The sequence below is a fragment of the Citricoccus sp. GCM10030269 genome (genome assembly GCF_042665635.1).
In the GTDB taxonomy this organism is placed as follows: Bacteria; Actinomycetota; Actinomycetes; order Actinomycetales; family Micrococcaceae; genus Citricoccus.
This window is the reverse complement of sequence record NZ_JBHTCV010000005.1, coordinates 826,556-844,508: the sequence shown is the minus strand read 5'-3', so window position 1 is coordinate 844,508 and position 17,953 is coordinate 826,556. Positions and strand designations below refer to the sequence as shown.

Genomic DNA, 17,953 nt, shown 5'->3' with positions numbered 1-17,953 from the left:
GTCAGGAGTGATCAGGACTGCAGCACCTCGAGGGCCTCGACGGTGCGGATGGCCCGCCATTCGAGACCCTGAGCCGGGCTCCACGCGGGCCAATCCACGGTCCAGCCCCCGTCGGGCCGCTGGCCGGACGCCAGTCGGTAACGATCAGCCACGAGGGCATCGCGGGGCAGCAGTCTCTCGGGCAGATCTGAGGGATAGGGAACCTGCCAGGGGTTGTGCAGCAGGTCCAGTGGCAGGATCTTCTCGTCCGCAGCTCCGCCCTCGACGGGAAGGGCTCCGTCCGTCTCCAGCCGTGCACGGAGTGAATCCAGCACGGGGCGGGACAGCGACGGATCCGCCGCGAGATAGCGCAATGCGTACTTGGACTCGTACGCCGGCAGACTCCCGCTCGTGGAGAGACGATGACGGCACCAGTCCGCCGCTGCGGCTGACCAGCCGCCCGTGAAACCGGTCAAGAGCGCGGCCGCGGCAAAACCGAAGGTCAGGTGGGAGCCTCCGGGGGCAGCGGTCACCCACGGTGCGTGTGGCCATTCCAAGGACGGGGTCGTCACGAAGGGGATGGACCCGTCCTGTTCGGCGATGGAGGCCGCCCACTCGAGGCCGGCTCTGACCCACGGATGATCGACGAGCCCCCATCCCGCCATCAGGTCCAGTGCCGCCAGCGTCGAGAGGGGTTCACTGCGCGGAGAGCGCACGTCCGGCTCCAGCGCATGGCCGAACCCGCCGTCGGGATTCCGATGGGCCCCCAAGGCGGCCAGGACGCCCTCGTGACCGCCGCCGTGCAAGAGGAGTTCGATCCGACGCCGCTCCAGGAGCCGGCCGTGGGTGAACACGAACTCCTCGGCGTCCGCGACGCGGATTCCCGACGGAAAAGGACGGAGATTCACTGGCGTCAGAGGGCTCGCAGGACGGTGACGACCTTGCCCATCACGGTGGCGTCATCTCCGAGGATCGGCTCATACGCAGAGTTCTGCGGGAGCAGCCACGTGTGACCGTCACGCTGGCGGAAGGTCTTCACGGTCGCCTCGTCGTCCAGAAGTGCGGCCACGATGTCCCCGTTCTGTGCGTTCTTCTGCTGCCGCACCACGACCCAGTCGCCGTCGCAGATCGCCGCGTCCACCATGGAATCGCCCGAGACCTTCAGCATGAACAGTTCGCCCTCACCGGTGAGCTGGCGGGGGAGCGACATGACGTCCTCCACCTGCTGGTCGGCCAGGATCGGTCCACCGGCGGCGATCCGGCCCACGAGCGGAACGGGCACGGCATCGCCCTCGGAGGCGCCGGTGTGCAGGGTGGCCACGGTCGCGGTGTGGTCAGCAGCAGGTGACTCCAACGGCTGAAGGTCCGCGTTCAGCGCCACACCGTTCTCGTCAAGCAGCACCTCCATGGCGCGCGGGCGTCCCGGATCTTTGCGCAGGTATCCCATCCGCTCCAACTGACCGAGCTGGTGGGTGACCGAGGACAGTGAGGCCAAGCCGGCGGCATCGCCGATCTCTCGCATGGACGGCGGATAGCCGTGTTCGGAGATGGCTGTGCGGATGGAGGCGAGAATCGTCCGCTGGCGTGCCGTCAGGGGGCGGACGCTCGGCTCGTGCGGGGATGCCGGTTCGGGAGAGGCGTTCCGGGGGGCCATACGACCATCCGTTCTTATCGTGTCCGTCGGGCTTGGTGGAGTGCTTCTGACGGTACCGGAGTCGGATCGTCGATTCAAAGATATGTTCGAATTTTTCTTGGCGTGTTTCGAACAGGCGTGCTAGACATGAACACAGAGCACTCGAACACACGTTCTAGGTGGCCCGATCGCCGGGCGGAAAGGCAGAAGAGCATGAGCACTGCAGCATCAGCATCGACCAGCACCGCCGGCTTCACCGGATTCCACCTGAATCGCCGTGGCCGCCTTCTCTTCCTCGGCATCCCCGTGCTCCTCGTGGCCGCACTTGCAGCAGCTGCGGCCGTCTTCTTCGGCGCCAACAGCATGGCGCCCGCGGCGGCCTCGGACGGCGCGGGCGGTACCGCGGTCGAGTCGGTGACCGTGAACTACGGGGACACGTTGTGGACGATCGCCGGGCGAACGGCACCGGAGGCACCCCGGAACGAGACCATTCTGCGCATCGGTGAGTTGAACGACCTCAACGGATCCGAGCTCCAGCCCGGACAGGTGCTGTTCGTGCCGGTGTCGTCTGCGGCCAACTAGAATGGGTCGGTGAGTTATTCGGACGCCCCCTCCACGCCAGATGCCCTGGCCGCACTACCGTTGCGAGAGAACCTGCGCGGACTGAGTCCCTACGGTGCTCCGCAGTTGGATGTGCCCGTCACGTTGAACACCAACGAGAACACCCATCCGGTGCCGGACGAGGTCGTGGCGGCCATCCGTGATTCCGTCACCCAAGCTGCATCCAGCCTCAATCGCTATCCGGACCGAGAGTTCACCGGACTGCGCCAGCGGTTGGCCGAATATCTGGGGTACGGGCTGACCGAGAACCACGTCTGGGCAGCCAATGGTTCCAACGAGATCCTCCAGCAGTTGCTGCAGGCGTTCGGCGGCCCGGGGCGCACGGTGATGAGCTTTCCCCCCACCTACTCGATGTATCCCTTGCTCGCCGCGGGGACGGACACCTCGTATCTGTCTGGGCTGCGCGGACCGGGATTCTCGCTGACGGCCGAATCGGCTGCGGCTCAGGTGGCGGAGCGTGAGCCGAATCTTGTCTTGCTGTGTTCGCCCAACAACCCGACCGGCACAGCCTTGGGCCTGGACGTCGTCGAGGCGGTCTACGCCGCCACCGAGTCATTCAAAGGCATGGTCATCGTGGACGAGGCCTACGCGGAATTCGCCCTGGCTGGAACCGAATCAGCGCTGTCACTGCTGCCGGGACGGCCGCGCTTGGTGGTCACCCGCACCATGTCCAAGGCATTCGCCCTGGCTGGAGCCCGCTTGGGTTACCTCGCCGCCGCCCCCGAGGTCTCCGACGCGTTGCGGCTGGTCCGACTGCCGTATCACCTCTCCGCTGTCACGCAGGCGACCGCCATCGCCGCCCTGGAGCACTACGGGGTGCTGCTGGAGAACGTGGAGGACATCAAGCGCCAGCGCGACCGGATCGTCGAGGGGCTCAAGGGTATCGGCCTCGAGCCAGCGGTCTCGGATTCGAACTTCGTCTTCTTCGGTGGACTGGATGACGCCCACGCCACCTGGCAGGCATTGCTGGATCGCGGAGTCCTGGTGCGCGACGTCGGCATCCCGCACCACTTGCGCGTCACGGCCGGGACCGAGGCGGAGACCACGGCCTTTCTCGACGCCATGGCCGACGTGATCGGTAGACTGGACCACCGGTCCCCACAACCGTTCCCCACCACTGATCGACCAGCGAGGAGCTGAGCCGCCATGGGCGCAGAGCTGATCTCCGGACGCACAGCCCGGATGCAGCGCACCACCAGTGAATCCGATGTCTACGTCGAGATGAATCTGGACGGAACCGGCACCTCGGAGATCTCGACCTCCGTGCCGTTCTATGACCACATGCTCACGGCGTTGTCCCGGCACTCGCAGATCGACCTCTCCGTCCGGGCCACCGGGGACGTGGAGATCGACGTGCACCACACCGTCGAGGACGTCGCCATCACGCTCGGTGAGGTACTCAAGACGGCGTTGGGCGACAAGCGGGGCATCCGCCGCTTCGGCGAGGCCTCGGTGCCGCTGGACGAGGCCCTGGCGCGCGCCGTCGTCGACGTCTCCGGCCGGCCGTACCTCGTCCACCAGGGCGAGCCCGAAGGACAGCAGTATCACCTCATTGGCGGGCACTTTACCGGGTCCATGACGCGCCACATCTTCGAGGCGATCACGTACCATGCCTCGATCTGCCTGCACATGGACCTCGTCCGCGGCCGGGATCCCCACCACATCGTGGAGGCTCAGTTCAAGGCATTCGCCCGAGCGCTCCGCGCTGCCGTGGAAGATGATCCGCGGGTGACCGGGGTGCCGTCCACGAAGGGAGCCCTGTGATGGCTGTTTCTCGACCGGTCGTGGCCGTCCTCGACTACGGCTCCGGCAACACGCACTCGGCCCTGCGCGCCGTGCAACGCGCCGGGGCTGATGCAGAGCTCACCGCCGACCCGGATGCGGTGATGAACGCCGACGGTCTCGTGGTGCCCGGCGTCGGGGCCTTCCAGTCCGTGATGGAATCCCTCCAGGCCTTGGGTGCGCCCCGCTGGATCGGCCGCCGCGTGGCCGGTGGGCGTCCAGTGCTCGGCATCTGTGTGGGCCACCAGATCCTATTCGAGGCCGGTGTGGAGCACGGCGTGCGTACCGAGGGCATGGGGGAGTGGCCCGGCGTCGTGGAGGCGCTGCCGGCGGACATCGTCCCGCACATGGGGTGGAACACGGTCCGTCCGGCCGAGGGCTCTGAGCTGTTCCGCGGCCTCGAGGACGAGCGGTTCTACTTCGTGCACTCGTACGGGGTGCTGGGGTGGGATTTCGATCAGACCCACAGCAGCATGGTTCCGCCGAAGGTGACGTGGGCCAACCACGGCGCCGATTTCGTGGCCGCCGTGGAGAACGGTCCGTTGGCCGCCACCCAATTCCACCCGGAGAAGTCCGGCGACGCCGGAATGCAGTTGCTCACCAATTGGCTGGGCACTCTCTGATGCCCTATTGGACCACCCTGCTGATTGCGCTGGGCGGACTGCTGCTCGGCGGCGCCTGGTCGCTGCGGAAGCAAGAGTTTCCGCTGTGGACCCAGATCGGCTTCGTCCTCTGCGCTGTGCTGGCCGTGGTGGCCGGCATCGTGCTGGCTCTTTAGCCCCCACTTGCCCTTACACCCCTGTCTGCTGAGAGAACCTGATGACTGAGAACCCGTCCGAGAAGAAGCTCGAGTTGCTGCCCGCCGTCGACGTTCAGGACGGGCAGGCCGTGCGCCTGGTCCAGGGCGAGGCCGGTTCCGCCACCTCCTATGGCGACCCGCTGGAGGCGGCGATGGCCTGGCAGAGTGCTGGTGCTGAATGGATCCACCTGGTGGATCTGGACGCCGCCTTCGGTCGGGGCAACAACCGCGAGGTCATGTCCCGGGTGGTCGAGGAGCTCGGCGTGAAGATCGAGCTCTCCGGCGGCATCCGGGACGACGCCTCTCTCGAGAACGCACTGGCCATGGGGGCCACACGCGTGAACCTCGGTACTGCGGCCCTGGAGGATCCGGAGTGGACCGAGCGGGTCATCGGGCGCTTCGGCGAGCAGATCGCCGTCGGGCTGGACGTCCGCGGAACCACGCTGGCCGCCCGCGGCTGGACGCAGGAGGGCGGTGACCTGTGGGAGGTGCTGGCTCGGCTCGAGGACGCCGGCTGCGCTCGCTACGTGGTCACCGACGTCACCAAGGACGGCACCCTGCGCGGCCCGAACACCGACCTGCTGACCGAGGTCTGCACCAGGACAGCCAAGCCCGTGGTCGCCTCCGGCGGCATCTCCTCGCTGGAGGACATCGCCGCGTTGTACGAGATGGTCGGGGTGGGTGACGGCGTCGGGGTCGAGGGCGCCATCATGGGCAAGGCCCTCTACGCCGGCCGTTTCACCCTGGAGCAGGCCCTCGCCGTGGCCGGCGGGGCCAGCGTGGAATGACGAAGCACCTCCCGGGCCATATCCAGGCCGCCATTCAGCGGAACCTCGAGAGCCACCAGCGGGACGACGCTGGCCGTCCCGCGGATTCCGCAGGCATCGCCTGGGAGGGTCGGGACCTCAGCGGTGAGGGAATCGACGGCTCGGCGAATCCTTTGCACGCCTTCGACGCGGATGACGGTACGGCCGATCCCGCGTGGAATTCTATTCTGGATCGACTGGCGGCCGGTGACGCCGGTGAGGCTGAGGTCGTGGACACGCTCTCCCGGATGCGAGTGTTCGCAGCGGTGCTGCCGACGGAAGCCGACGTGGCGATCGTGACCCTCAAGGCCCCCGATGGCCGCACTGCCATGCCCGTCTTCACGCACGTTCCGGCCCTGACGGCGTGGCATCCGCAAGCCCGGCCCGTGGCCACCTGGATGCCGCGAGCGTGCCTGTCCGCCGTGGACGAGGGAGCCGAACTCGTGGTGGTGGACCCGGGTGTCGAGCGCACCTTCGTGGTGCGCCGTCCGGCGGTGTGGGCGCTGGGCCAGCAACAGGACTGGACCCCCTCTTACGCGGACGAGGCGCTGGCGGGGGAACTGGCGGGCGTCGTGGATCTGGTTCCCGGCCTGGACCGTCTCGGGTTGGCGCCGGGCCAGGGCGTGGCCTCCCGGACGGCCTCCGGCGCGGTGCTGCCCGGCGGCGGTTCCGGGCCGGAACTGCAACTGGTGGCCTACCCGGATGCTGCCTTGTCTGCCACCCAGGACGAGCCCGGGCTGCGGTTGATGGTGGCTACCCTCCGGCAGATGCTGACCGAAGTGCCCACGCTGGCCGAGAAGGCCGACTCGGTGGAGATCACCGTCGGCCGGACCTAGCTGGCACGTTAGTTGGCGCCTTCGGCCCGTTCGTCCTCCAGATCGCACCCCAACCGGGAGAACACCCGGAGCACGGTTTCGGCTTCGCCGTCCTGGAGCCGGTCCAGGAACAGGTTTCTGACCTGGCGCGAATGTAACGCCGCAGCCCGGCGGAAGAGGCTCCGGCCGTCGTCGGTCAGCACCGCTTCGGCGCCGCGGCGGTCCCGCTCGGCGGCGCACCGTTCCACCAGTCCGCGGTGCTGCAGCGTCTTGACCTGATAGGTGACCCGTGACGGGGAGAACACCATGAGCCGGGCGAGTTCGCCCATGCGCAAGCGGTTCTCGGGAGCCTCGGAGAGCAGCAAGAGCAGGTTGTAATCGGCCAGGTGCAATCCGGTCTGCTCGCGCAGTGTTCGGTCCAGCCGGTCCTGGAGCAGAGCGGTGGCCTCGAAGTAGGCACGCCAGGCCTGACGCGGGACGTCGGTCTCGCGCCGGTGTGTCGCGGCCGTCCGGGACCAGCCGTCAGTGTCCCCGGAGAAGCTGGTCAAAGGGGATCACCTCCAGGGGTTTCGCCTCGCCGGACTCGCGTCGCGGCCGGGCGGGCAGCCGGCCGACCACGGAGGCCAGGTCGGCGCCGGCGGCCTCGATGCGGGTCTGCAGGGGAGTGGTCCGGGCCGACTCCTGTCCACCGGTGACCTCGCCCCAGTCGTCCGAGGCGGCATACACCGCCGACGAGAGCACCTTGGTGCGCAGGTAGCTGAACAGCGGACGCATCGCGGTGTCGATCTTCAGCGAATGCCGCGGCGTACCACCGGTGGCGCCGAGCAACACCGGGACGTTGCGCAGGGCATCGTCGTCGACGAGGTCCCAGAACGCCTTGAACAGACCCGAATAGCTGGCCTTGAACGTGGGGGAGACTGCGACGATGCCGTCGGCTTGTTCCACCTCCGCCAGGGCAGCGGTCAGGGCCTCGGAACGGGCCGGATTGACCATGGCCTCGGCGATGTCGGTGGCCAAGAGCCGGAGCTCTACCACGTGGACCTCCGGGACGAGTCCCTCGGCGGAGAGCGCGTCTGCAGTGGCCGAGGCCATCCTGTTGGCCAACATCAAGGACGACGACGGCTCGCCCAGTCCGCCGGAGACCACCACCAGGTGGCGGGCCTGGGCAGTGTTGGGATCGGTCGCCTCAAATGCGGTGGTCACTGTGCCTCCTGAGTCTTGTTCTGAGCGTCCTTCCATGCCGGTGAGCCTTCGCGCCCGCCGGGCACGGGTGCCTCGCCGCGACGGGCCCGCTCCACGAGGAACTCGTGCGTCGGCGCCTCCGGGATGTCGGCCGGCTTCAGCGCCGCGAACTCCTGACGCAGCACGGGCAGGACTTCTTCGCCCATGATGTCGAGCTGTTCCAGAACCACGTCGGTCGGCAGGCCGGCATGGTCCATGAGGAACATCTGGCGCTGATAGTCGCCCACCCACTCCCGGAACTCCAGGGTGCGTTCGATGACCTGCTGCGGGGACCCGACCGTCAGCGGGGTCATCCTGGTGAACTGCTCCAAGGATGGTCCATGGCCGTAGACCGGGGCGTTGTCGAAGTACGGGCGGAACTCGCGGACGGCGTCCTGGGAGTTCTTGCGCATGAAGGCCTGACCGCCCAGGGCCACGTAGGCCTGGTGGGCCTGCCCGTGGCCGTAGTACTCATAGCGCTGACGGTAGAGCTGCACCATCTGAATGATGTGCTCCTTGTTCCAGAAGATGTTGTTGTGGAAGAAACCGTCCCCGTAGTAGGCGGCCTGCTCGGCGATCTCGGCGGAGCGAATCGAGCCGTGCCACACGAACGGCGGGACGCCGTCGAGGGGCTGGGGCGTGAGCGTGAAGTCCTGCAGCGGTGTGCGGAATCGTCCCTGCCAGTCGATGTTCTGCTCATGCCACAGTCGGTACAACAGGTGGTAGTTCTCCACGGCCAGCGGAATGCCCTGGCGGATGTCTTTGCCGAACCAGGGGTAGACCGGTCCGGTGTTGCCGCGGCCCATCGTCAGGTCCACGCGGCCGTTGGCCAGGTGCTGCAGATAGGAGTAGTCCTCGGCCAGGCGCACTGGATCCATGGTGGTGATCAGCGTGGTGGCGGTGGAGAGGGTCAGCTTCTCCGTCTGGGCGGCGAGGTAGGCCAACAGCGTCGGCGGATTGCCCGGGGCCACGAACGGCGGATTGTGGTGCTGGCCCGTGGCGAACACCTCGAAGCCGGCCTGTTCGGCGCGCTGGGCGATCTTCACAGTGTCTTTGATCCGCTGGTGCTCCGTGGGCGTGGTGCCGTTGGTGGGGTCGGTGGTGACGTCTCCGATGGTGAAGATGCCGAACTGCATGCTCGCTCCTGGGGTGGTGATCGGTGCTGTGACGCCTTGCCACAGTATTTCAAAATTGAACTAGCTCGTTCAACCGGAGCAGTTGGCCCGTTATTCCCGAGGGCTTCGGCATGAGTACGACATGAGGAAGACTGGGCGCATGACTATGGATTCCGCCGCCCAGGGGCCGACCGGTGGCCGCGTGCTCGTCCTGCAGCAGATCACCGGCCTGCTGTCCAACGACTTCACCATCGAGGACCAGCACGGCGAGCCCGTGGCGCAGGTACACACGCGCGGCTCGGGTCTCTCTCGCTTCTTCCTGGGCAGCCGACGCTTCGAGATCACCGACCTGCAGGACCGGCTGCTGTTCCAGGTGCAGGACACCGTCACCTTCGGCCGTGACCGTTTTCAGATCACCGACGCGGACGGTCAGAGCCTCGCCCAGATCGTCCAGCGCATCACCTTCTTCCGCAAGGAGGTGGACGTCTCCGTCGTGGACGGAACCACGTTGCGGCTGCGCGGGGACCTGTTCGGCTTCGATTTCGAGATCCTGGCGGAAGAGCGCCGCGTGGCGACGGTCAGTCGGAAGTGGTCGGGGCTGGGGCGCGCCCTGCTCGGACGGAGCACCTACGCACTGGAACTGGATCCGGAGATGCCGGAAACCATCCGGTACGCCACCCTCGGCAGCGTGATCGCCCTGGATCTGATCCGTGCCAAGGCGAACCGCCGGCGCAGCGACTGAACGATCGCCTCCCCTTCCCGGCAGGTTTCCGGCATGGTCGGCGGCCCCGCGGAACGCCGATAGCCTAGTGAGGTGAACTTCGCGGCCTACGGACACCTGCTGCGCGAGCGGCCGATCCGTCGGGTCCTGGGCGTGGGATTCATCGCCCGATTCCCCAATGCGGCCACCGGCATCATCCTGACGCTGCACGTGGCGGTGACCATGGGGGAGGGCTACGGTGCCGCCGGCCTCGCCGTGGCAGCGATGACCCTGGGCATGGCCGTCGGCTCCCCGTGGCGCGGACGATTGGTGGACCGGGTCGGTCTGCGCCGGGCACTGGTGCCGTCCGTGGCGACGCTCGGGATCGTCTGGACGGCGGTGCCGTATCTGCCGTTCCCCTGGTTGCTGATCGGCACGTTCCTCGGTGGCCTGTTCTCCCTGCCCGTCTTCTCCGTGGTGCGCCAGTCCATCGGCGTGCTGACGCACGGCTCCCGGCGAGAGACCGCGTTCGCGCTGGACTCGATCATCACCGAGACGATTTTCATGACCGGTCCCGCGCTGGGCGCCGTGATCGCTACCGGGTGGTCCAGTGCGTGGGGGCTGGCCATCGTCGGCTGGTCGGCGACCGCCGCGGGCTTCTACCTGATGTGGTTCAACCCGCCGACGCGGTCGTCCCAACTGGCCCGTCCCGGCTCGCCGCGGGAGTACACCGCCGAGGAAGACGTCCAGCGCGCCGTAGACGGTGCCGTGCACGGCGCTCCCGCGCACCTGGATCTGACTGCCACGGAGGTGTCCACCGGCGCCATTCCGGTGGTGCGCCAAGAGAAACCCCACGACGACGGCGGCTCCACTCCGGCACGCTCGGCACCCCCGGCGACCCTGGGCGCCCGGTTGCGGGCGTCGTTCGGCTGGCTCAGCGGCTCGGCGCTCGCGGTGCTGGCGGTGTCCCTGGGTTCCGGGATGCTGATGGCCGGCACCGAGGTGGCGATCGTCGCCGAACTGGAGCAGTCCGGGGTGGCTGCTGAGGCCGGCATCGTCATCGCCTTCTGGTGTGGTGCCTCGGCGGTGGGCGGCATCCTCTACGGGGCGATGGGCCGGAGCCTGTCTCCGCTGTTGCTGCTGTCCGTCTTCGCCGTGGGCACCCTGCCGATGGCGCTCGTGGACGGCACCTGGCCACTGGCGGTGGTCTCGGTGATCGGGGGATTGTTCACGGCTCCCACGCTGGCCTCGGCCTCCGCCGTGATGGCGCGCGTGGTCTCCGAGGACCGACGCGGGGAGGCCATGGGCTACTACGGTTCGGCGATGACCGCCGGCGCCGCTCTCGGAGCTCCGGTCTCGGGTGCGTTCATCGACGGCATCGCCCCCGAAGCCGGTTACGTCTTCGCCGCCCTGATCTCCCTGGCCATGGTCGCGGTGGCCGTGATGGCCCGGTCCGTCATGCGGCGGCGTCGAGCCGTGCGCTAGCACTGTGCGGCCGGCGTGGACCGCAGATCAGGCGGAGACGCGCTCCAGGGTGGCCAGGGTGCGGGCAATCACCAGCTCGGTGGCGGCCGCATCGAAGTCCGGGTGCCCGTACTCGGTGAACAGATGCTGGCCGCCCGGGTACTCGTAGAGCTCGGCCACCTCACCTGCCTCCTCACCAGCCAGCTGTCTGGCCACCGGGAGGTCTTCCTCACCCCACGGGTCCTCCGTCATCAGGTGCAGGTCCAGCTCGACGCCGGCCGGCCATTGGGGTGCGAAATAGTCCACGGGCAATGCCGCCGAGATGGCGATGCACGCGCGGGCCCTCGGCCGGGTCTGCGAGAGCCGGTAGGCCGGCATGGCACCCAGCGAGATGCCGAGAAAACTTGTGGCCTCCGGATGGGCGGTGGCAGCTTCTTCCCCGCGCTGCAGAATGCTCTCCACTCCCACGTCCTGCTCGGCGTGAGTGACTCCCTCCTGGATCGAGGCGAAAGTCCGACCGGCGAAGAGATCCGGGGTGTGCACGGTATGGCCGTCTGCGGCGAGGCGTCCGGCCAGCCAACGGACGCCGTCGGTCAGTCCCAGGGCGTGGTGGAACAACACGATCTCCGTCATGGTGAGGATTATTCGCCCGTGGCCAGCTGGATGGCCACCCCTGGGGCCGGGTGTTCGGGCGAAACCATGACAGCTCGTCCCGGAACCTCGGTGATCCGCTGGAGGGTCGGCCAGACCATCCGGTGCTCCGGAGTGGAACCGGCCGGGACATAGAACCGCACCGGAACCTGCCCGAGAACCCGTCCGCCGGCCAGCTCGCGGCCCCCGAACAGGGCCACGCTCAGCACGGTGGGGCTGTGGTCGCGGATCAGGGTGCCCAGCTGTTCCTCGACGGTCTCGTAGCCCGTACCCACCCGCTGGGTCGACCAACGCCCCCAACCGGTCACCACCACGCGGACCGCCTCTTTCGCCGTCAGGGCCGTGCGGATCTGGTCGAAGGCTCGCCCGAGGTCCTCCGATGAACTGTGCTGTGCCGCCAGCACCCACCAGTCCGCGGCTTCGTGTGGAGGGACATCGTCCATCACGCCGGAACCGTCCAGCACGATCGACACCGTGGGATTGTCTGGCGCCCGTCGGTCCGGCTGGACCTGCGTCCATTGCCTGATGACGCACCGGGCCGCATCGCTCAGTCCGCCGGCCTCCGTGCCGATCCACGCCGCCGGGGCGTCGCGCCCCGGGAACCACCGCATCGGTTCCTGGGCGCGCTGGCGCGGCAGGTCGGCCAGCCCCACGACGACGGCGCCTGGTACCGCCGACCGTTCGGCCGGCGTCGGGCTCCACCGTTCCGGCAATCCGGGGGTGACCACGGGTTCGGGGACGGCCAACCCACGCCGACCCGACGCTTCGCGCACGCGCTGCACCAGGGCCGGCCACGATGCTGTGGGGCCACTGCGGGATTCGTCGCCGGTCCAGGGACGCAGTGCCGGCGGACCGTCCTGGACCGTGAACTGCCCCGTCTGGAAGGCGCGCGGGGGTTGTCCACCGTGCTTGATGAACGCCCGCCCGGGAGTGTCTGCGGGAATGGCGAAGGCATCGGAGGAACCCAACAGGTCCCACGACTCCTGTTCGGTCGCCGTGCGGAGGCAGATCACCGTTCCCAGGTTGGACCGGACGTCCGGGCCCACGGCTCCCTGGGCGCGCTGGGTGGCCAAGACGAGATGAAACCCGAGCGACCGTCCGGTGGCGGCCAGCCGCGCCAGCAACGCGGCCGACTGAGGATGATCGTCGATGAGGACCCGCAGCTCATCGATGGCCACCACCAGCCGGGGCAGCTCGTGGTCCGGGTGCGCTCGCCGATAGGACCGGAAATCAGCCTGGCCCGCCGTGAGGAACATTTCCTCCCGGCGGCGCAGTTCGGCCGCCAGAGCATCGAAGGTCCGCAGAGATTCAGCCACCGCGAGGTTAGTCTCGACGGACATGGTGTGAGGCAGTCCGGCTAGCGAGGCGAACGACGACCCGCCCTTGAAATCCATCAGCACGAACGATGCCTCGGTGGGCGGATAGGTGGCGGCCACTGCCGTCAGCAGGGTCAGCAACAGTTCGGATTTGCCTGATCCCGTGGTTCCGGCGATCAAGAGGTGCGGGCCCTGCGCGACCAGGTCGACGGCGACAGGGTCCGCCTCGGCCGACAGCTCAACCCGGACGGAGTCGATGGCCTGTCCGGACATCATGGCGCGGGGCAGGGCCAGTCGGTTAGCCGTGGAGGTGAGCGATGGTCTCGATGAAGCCCCCAACTCGTCCAGGAGCAACTGTGCAGTAGGACCTGATATGCCGTGCCACTTCAGGTCGGTGTACTCCTGGCCGCCCACACGGGCCGTTCCCTCGTCCGGGACCAACCGGTCGGCGACGTCCCGACGATCACCGGGTTCACGGGATGCTCCGGCTTCCACGAGGAGGACTCGGTGCCAGGACTGAGGGACGTGTCCCACCGGGGTACCGGCAGTGCAGACCACGGTGCCCGTGGCCGCCGTCGAGCCTCCGCCCCACCAGCTCTCGCCGGCGGGCGAGCACACCTTGACTCCGCGTCCCGTCTTCATGGCATCGCGGCACAGTTGGACCACGAGCCAGTGAGCCATGCTGTCCAGGGTGGCGCGTTGGGCCGTGACCAGGGTGGTGTCGGCCGGTTCCAGAGTCGAGGTCACGGGCAGGTCCACCTCGGTCCAGCGTTGCCACTTTGAGTGATGCTGTTCTTCCTGACCGGAAGCGAGTCGGACGCGGGTGGTTCCGGTGCCCCAGCGAACCGTTGGTCCATTGCTCTGGACGCCGCTCTGGACGCCGCTCTGGACGCCGCTCAAGCCGAAGCGATCGCGGACGCCGGATCGCACGGCCAGCGCCATTCGACCCGGAGTGGGAGCCGCAGCGTCGATCGTGTCCCGCAAGGCGAGCGCAAGGCGGCGGATCGCCTGTCCGTGGCGCCGAGTGGCGGAACGGTGCTGGCCCCACATCACGCCGGCCACGCCCACGGAGACCAGACTGAACAACAGGAAGTACCACAGCCCGGTGACCACGGCCATGACGATGCCGATGACCAGGGGCCCGGCGGCCATGATGATCTGCAACAGAGGGTTGGGCCTCGCCGGCTCCGGCCCCGAATTCACGGCCGGGGCCGGAATCGGCGAGGAGGGAGGCAAGGGCTTCGGCCGCCCCCGGAACAGCCGAAACGTGGAACTGCCCGCTGCGTACGGTCGGTCGGCGGTCCAGTACATACTGTGTCGGACTGGTTCCGGAACCGTCGGGGTGATGCGGACGCCTTCGGGCTCCACACCGAGCCGAAAATGCGGCGCTGACAGAAAGGGATCGGCGAGGCGCCAATCGGCTCGGTTGCGGCCGACCGTGAGCCCGGAGCGGGGCAACGGCGCCAGGCGGCCGGCGTCGGGCCCGTCATCGGTGACGACCGTGACCTCTGGTCCGAGCCGCCGGGACGCGGGCGCGGTACTGTCGCCCGGACGAGCCAGCACCGTCAGGGGTTCGCCCGGCGAGGATGGCCACCATTGCTCGCTCAAGGCACGGCCGTCGACGAAGAATTGGTAGCCGGGAAACTGCTGACGCAGCAGGTCCGTCAGCTGGCGACCCGAGCCGCCGTCCCGTTCATGGTCGAGATTCTCGGCGAACCACCACTGGCCCGCTGCCTCCGGCAATCCCAGGATTTGCAACCACACTCCGGAAGACCCTCCCGATCGTTTTCCACGCACCGTCTGAGGGTCACGATGCCCCATATCGGTGATGCGGGGAGGCGAAGCATCAACGGGTGTGGATAACTCGTGTTGGGGGCGCAACGGCGGGGGCTCTCGGGTGCCGTTATCCACAGCTGAGGCCGAGGGCAGTGTGCGCCGGACGAATATATCGGTACTCTCAATCGCAGGGATGAGGCCCTTCCGGGGCAGTCGTTGGGGGGAAACCATGGATGCGGTCCGCATTCTTGAGGACGAAGTACGCGAGCTGATCCGCCAGCGCGGCATGGATCCGCAGCGAGAGGCCGACGATGTTCGCCGATTGGTGCGGGATGCCACGGCGGACTACGACGCGCGCTCGCTCATCGGCTCCCTTCCGTTGTTGTCTGATCGGGACGACGCCGTTCGCACTGTGTTCGACTCCGTGGCCGGCTTCGGGGTCCTGCAACCGTTGCTGGACGACGACTCGGTCGAGGAGATCTGGATCAACTCGCCGACCGCTGTCTTTTGTGCCCGCGGTGGTGTCTCTGAGCTCACCAACATCACGCTGACCGAAGAGGGAGTTCGGGACCTCGTCGAGCGGATGCTGAAATCCTCCGGACGTCGTCTGGATTTGTCCTCTCCGTTCGTGGATGCCGCCCTACCGGACGGCTCGCGCTTGCATGTGGTCATACCGGACATCACTCGTCGGCACTGGTCCGTCAACATCCGCAAATTCGTGGTGCGAGCGCACCGCGTCGAGGATCTCGTCCGCTCCGGCTCCCTGACTCCAGACGCCGCCCGTTATCTGGATGCCAGCGTGGACGCCGGCCTCAACATTCTCGTCTCCGGCGCCACCCAGGCCGGCAAGACCACCCTGCTGAATTGCCTCTCCGCCTCGATCGGGAGCCGAGAGCGCGTGGTCACGGTGGAGGAGATTTTCGAGCTCAAGCTCCCGCTGCGGGACGTCGTGCAGATGCAGTGCCGTCAGCCCAACCTGGAGGGGCACGGCGAGATTCCCTTGCGACGGCTGGTCAAGGAGGCGCTGCGGATGCGCCCGGACCGGCTGATCGTCGGAGAGGTACGTGAGGCCGAGAGCCTGGACATGCTCGTCGCGCTGAACTCGGGGATGCCCGGCATGTGCACCTTGCACGCCAACAGTGCCTCCGATGCCTTGACCAAGATCTGCACCCTGCCGCTGATGGCCGGGGAGAACATCTCACGGAACTTCGTCGTCCCCACGGTCGCCTCCTGTTTCGACCTTGTGGTCCACTGCGCCCGGGACCGGCACGGCCGCCGCTACGTCGAGGAGATCCTGTCCGTCGGTACCCGGGTCGAGGACGGGATCATCGAGTCGTCAACGGTGTTCCGTCGCGTCGACGGGCAACTGGTGCTGAGTCCGTCCGCGCCCCTGGAGAATCAGAAACTCGAAGCCTCCGGGTATGACGTGCGCTCTGTGGTGGGAGTAGTCTGATGGCTTTGCTGCTCGGGCTGGCCTTGGGCGCCGGACTGTTTCTCGTGTGGTGGTCCTTCTGGCCGCGCGAGCCCAAGCCGGCCTCCTCCCGGCGGGACAGCCGGTTGCGGCAACTGCTGGCCCAGGCCGGCATCGAACGGGTGGGACCGGCGGGAGTGGTCGCTGCCATGATCGGCTGCGGCGTCATCGTCCTCCTGCTGGTGTTCATCCTGACCCGGGCCGTGCCCATCGCCTTGTGTTTCGGACTCTTCGGCTCCTTGGTGCCGTGGGTGGTGTTGACCTGGCAGGCCAAGAAACGGCGCACCCTGTTGCGCGATGTCTGGCCCGACGCCGTCGATCATTTGCGTTCGGCCATCCGTGCCGGGCTCACGCTGCCCGAGGCCCTCATCCAGTTGGGGGAGAAGGGCCCGGAAGAGCTGCAACCGGCCTTCCGCGAATTCGCCCGCGACTACCGCTCCGGCCAACGGTTCACCGACGCCCTGGATCAACTCAAATTCCGTCTGGCCGATCCGGTGTCAGATCGCCTCATCGCGGCGCTGCGGATGACTCGAGAGGTCGGCGGCGCCGATATCGGCAACCTGTTGTCCACGCTCTCGGAGTTCCTGCGGGAAGATGCGCGCACGCGCAGTGAGCTGGAGTCGCGCCAGTCCTGGACGGTTAACGCCGCGCGACTAGCGGTCGCGGCGCCCTGGGTGGTGTTGCTGTTGTTGGGCACGCAACCCGAGGCCGTGCGCGTCTACCAGTCGTTCACGGGACTGTTCGTCTTGGCCGGCGGCTTGGTCGTCTCCGTCGTGTGTTATCAACTGATGCTGCGTATCGGCTCCCTGCCCGAGGAACGGCGGGTGTTGTGATGACGAACATGACCATGGCCCTGATCCTGGGGCTGGCGCTGGGGACCGGACTCGCCCTGGTGGTGATCGCGATGCCGTGGGGATGGAGGCCCTCGCTGATGCGCCGAGTGGAACCCCAGCTCCGGCACCATGCCCCCGCGTCGTCCCTGCTGGCGGACGAACAGGTGGTCTCACCGTGGGGCGCCCTGGGCCGGATCATGCAACCGGTGCTGGCCGAAGGGGTGCGCCAATTGGATCGGTTCAATCTGGGCAATGAGGCTCTCGAGCGCAAACTGCAGGCCGCGGGATCTCGACTGACGGTCCAGGACTACCGTGCGCAGCAACTCATCTCTGCTGCGGTGGGCGCTGCGGCGGGAATGGTGGCCTGCGTCGCGCTCGCCGTCAACGGCGGACTCAATGCGTTCCTCGGCGTCGTCCTGGTGGCGGTGCTGGCCGTCGTGGGGTTCTTCGTGCGAGACAACTTCCTGACCAGCAGGATCACGCGTCGCCGGTCGGCGATCCTCAGCGAGTTCCCCACGGTCGCCGAGCTGTTCGCCCTTTCCGTCAGCGCGGGGGATAGTGCCGCGGGGGCTCTGGAGCGAGTGGCGACGTCGGCCAGAGGTGAGCTGGCCGGTGAGTTCGCCGTCGTCCTGGGGGACATGCGGGCCGGTTCCTCCATCCACACCGCTCTGAAGTCGTGTGCCCGCCGGATCCAATTGGCGCCCGTCGAACGGTTCATCGAAGGCGTCCTGGTCGCATTGGAGCGCGGAACTCCCTTGGCGGACGTGCTCCGTGCGCAGGCCAAAGACGTCCGCGAACTCGCCAAACGCGACCTGCTTGAGTCCGCCGGCCGCAAAGAGATCGGCATGATGGCCCCGTTGGTCTTCGGCATTCTTCCGCTCACCGTCATCTTCGCTGTGTATCCCGGGATCTCCATCATGAATCTCGGGTTCTGACCCGTTCCTCCAAGCGATCACCGACCGACAGCATCA

Annotated in this window: 19 protein-coding genes; 12 read left to right on the top strand and 7 right to left on the bottom strand. The window is 67.6% G+C overall.

Translation table 11 applies throughout. From position 1 onward, the window contains the following. Window positions 1-11 precede the first annotated feature (11 nt). Entirely contained in the window at window positions 12-887 is an 876-nt protein-coding gene (locus ACFQQD_RS11035) for a hypothetical protein (RefSeq protein ID WP_378089236.1), read from the bottom strand. Between the two features lie 5 nt (window positions 888-892). Then, window positions 893-1,633 carry a transcriptional repressor LexA gene (gene lexA / locus ACFQQD_RS11030; RefSeq protein WP_378089234.1) on the bottom strand — a complete coding sequence of 247 codons (741 nt, stop codon included), beginning with the start codon at window positions 1,631-1,633 and terminating at the stop codon, window positions 893-895. A gap of 192 nt (window positions 1,634-1,825) precedes the next feature. Between lexA and ACFQQD_RS11025 the strand changes: the two genes are divergently transcribed. The 7 genes from ACFQQD_RS11025 to ACFQQD_RS10995 are packed head-to-tail and all read left to right on the top strand — an operon-like array spanning window position 1,826 to window position 6,456. After that, window positions 1,826-2,194: a LysM peptidoglycan-binding domain-containing protein gene (locus ACFQQD_RS11025; protein ID WP_378089232.1), complete on the top strand. Its 369-nt coding sequence runs from the start codon at window positions 1,826-1,828 to the stop codon at window positions 2,192-2,194. A 9-nt stretch (window positions 2,195-2,203) separates the two neighbouring features. Then, window positions 2,204-3,373, top strand: coding sequence for a histidinol-phosphate transaminase (locus ACFQQD_RS11020; protein WP_378089230.1), 1,170 nt, complete (start codon window positions 2,204-2,206; stop codon window positions 3,371-3,373). Window positions 3,374-3,379: 6 nt separating this feature from the next. Beyond that, window positions 3,380-3,997 carry an imidazoleglycerol-phosphate dehydratase HisB gene (gene hisB, locus ACFQQD_RS11015; protein WP_378089228.1) on the top strand — a complete coding sequence of 206 codons (618 nt, stop codon included), beginning with the start codon at window positions 3,380-3,382 and terminating at the stop codon, window positions 3,995-3,997. Then, on the top strand, window positions 3,997-4,638 hold the full coding sequence (gene hisH / locus ACFQQD_RS11010; protein WP_378089226.1) for an imidazole glycerol phosphate synthase subunit HisH: 642 nt from the start codon (window positions 3,997-3,999) through the stop codon (window positions 4,636-4,638). The genes hisB and hisH overlap by 1 nt, the downstream gene beginning before the upstream one ends. Then, on the top strand, window positions 4,638-4,793 hold the full coding sequence (locus ACFQQD_RS11005; RefSeq protein WP_378089224.1) for a hypothetical protein: 156 nt from the start codon (window positions 4,638-4,640) through the stop codon (window positions 4,791-4,793). Before hisH ends, ACFQQD_RS11005 begins: the two co-directional genes overlap by 1 nt. A gap of 41 nt (window positions 4,794-4,834) precedes the next feature. After that, on the top strand, window positions 4,835-5,602 hold the full coding sequence (priA, locus tag ACFQQD_RS11000) for a bifunctional 1-(5-phosphoribosyl)-5-((5-phosphoribosylamino)methylideneamino)imidazole-4-carboxamide isomerase/phosphoribosylanthranilate isomerase PriA (RefSeq protein ID WP_378089222.1): 768 nt from the start codon (window positions 4,835-4,837) through the stop codon (window positions 5,600-5,602). Further along, window positions 5,599-6,456 (top strand): SseB family protein, encoded by an 858-nt coding sequence (locus ACFQQD_RS10995; RefSeq protein WP_378089220.1) that lies wholly within the window; start codon window positions 5,599-5,601, stop codon window positions 6,454-6,456. Before priA ends, ACFQQD_RS10995 begins: the two co-directional genes overlap by 4 nt. A gap of 8 nt (window positions 6,457-6,464) precedes the next feature. Here ACFQQD_RS10995 and ACFQQD_RS10990 read toward each other — a convergent pair whose 3' ends face one another. Genes ACFQQD_RS10990 through ACFQQD_RS10980 form a run of 3 tightly spaced genes read right to left on the bottom strand, consistent with a single transcriptional unit; the run spans window position 6,465 to window position 8,792 of the window. Next, a complete protein-coding gene (locus ACFQQD_RS10990; RefSeq protein WP_378089218.1) occupies window positions 6,465-6,983 on the bottom strand; it encodes a MarR family winged helix-turn-helix transcriptional regulator in 519 nt (172 codons plus the stop codon). After that, a complete protein-coding gene (locus tag ACFQQD_RS10985) occupies window positions 6,958-7,638 on the bottom strand; it encodes a CE1759 family FMN reductase (RefSeq protein ID WP_378089216.1) in 681 nt (226 codons plus the stop codon). The genes ACFQQD_RS10990 and ACFQQD_RS10985 overlap by 26 nt, the downstream gene beginning before the upstream one ends. Beyond that, window positions 7,635-8,792, bottom strand: a complete 1,158-nt coding sequence (locus ACFQQD_RS10980) for an LLM class flavin-dependent oxidoreductase (protein WP_378089214.1) — start codon at window positions 8,790-8,792, stop codon at window positions 7,635-7,637. The genes ACFQQD_RS10985 and ACFQQD_RS10980 overlap by 4 nt, the downstream gene beginning before the upstream one ends. 139 nt (window positions 8,793-8,931) lie before the next feature. Between ACFQQD_RS10980 and ACFQQD_RS10975 the strand changes: the two genes are divergently transcribed. Both ACFQQD_RS10975 and ACFQQD_RS10970 read left to right on the top strand, forming a co-directional pair. Then, window positions 8,932-9,513 carry an LURP-one-related/scramblase family protein gene (locus ACFQQD_RS10975; protein ID WP_378089212.1) on the top strand — a complete coding sequence of 194 codons (582 nt, stop codon included), beginning with the start codon at window positions 8,932-8,934 and terminating at the stop codon, window positions 9,511-9,513. 72 nt (window positions 9,514-9,585) lie between these two features. Beyond that, window positions 9,586-10,956: an MFS transporter gene (locus tag ACFQQD_RS10970; protein ID WP_378089210.1), complete on the top strand. Its 1,371-nt coding sequence runs from the start codon at window positions 9,586-9,588 to the stop codon at window positions 10,954-10,956. Between the two features lie 27 nt (window positions 10,957-10,983). On the opposite strand, the gene ACFQQD_RS10965 is transcribed toward ACFQQD_RS10970, so the two are convergent. Next, window positions 10,984-11,568, bottom strand: a complete 585-nt coding sequence (locus ACFQQD_RS10965; RefSeq protein WP_378089208.1) for a dienelactone hydrolase family protein — start codon at window positions 11,566-11,568, stop codon at window positions 10,984-10,986. Window positions 11,569-11,576: 8 nt separating this feature from the next. Next, window positions 11,577-14,666 (bottom strand): FtsK/SpoIIIE domain-containing protein, encoded by a 3,090-nt coding sequence (locus ACFQQD_RS10960; RefSeq protein ID WP_378089206.1) that lies wholly within the window; start codon window positions 14,664-14,666, stop codon window positions 11,577-11,579. Between the two features lie 241 nt (window positions 14,667-14,907). Here ACFQQD_RS10960 and ACFQQD_RS10955 point away from each other — a divergent pair, with 241 nt between their 5' ends. The 3 genes from ACFQQD_RS10955 to ACFQQD_RS10945 are packed head-to-tail and all read left to right on the top strand — an operon-like array spanning window position 14,908 to window position 17,917. After that, complete coding sequence (locus tag ACFQQD_RS10955) at window positions 14,908-16,131, top strand: CpaF family protein (RefSeq protein WP_378089204.1); 1,224 nt, start codon at window positions 14,908-14,910, stop codon at window positions 16,129-16,131. Beyond that, window positions 16,131-16,982: a type II secretion system F family protein gene (locus ACFQQD_RS10950; RefSeq protein WP_378089201.1), complete on the top strand. Its 852-nt coding sequence runs from the start codon at window positions 16,131-16,133 to the stop codon at window positions 16,980-16,982. The genes ACFQQD_RS10955 and ACFQQD_RS10950 overlap by 1 nt, the downstream gene beginning before the upstream one ends. Beyond that, window positions 16,982-17,917, top strand: coding sequence for a type II secretion system F family protein (locus tag ACFQQD_RS10945; RefSeq protein ID WP_378089199.1), 936 nt, complete (start codon window positions 16,982-16,984; stop codon window positions 17,915-17,917). The genes ACFQQD_RS10950 and ACFQQD_RS10945 overlap by 1 nt, the downstream gene beginning before the upstream one ends. Window positions 17,918-17,953 lie beyond the last annotated feature (36 nt).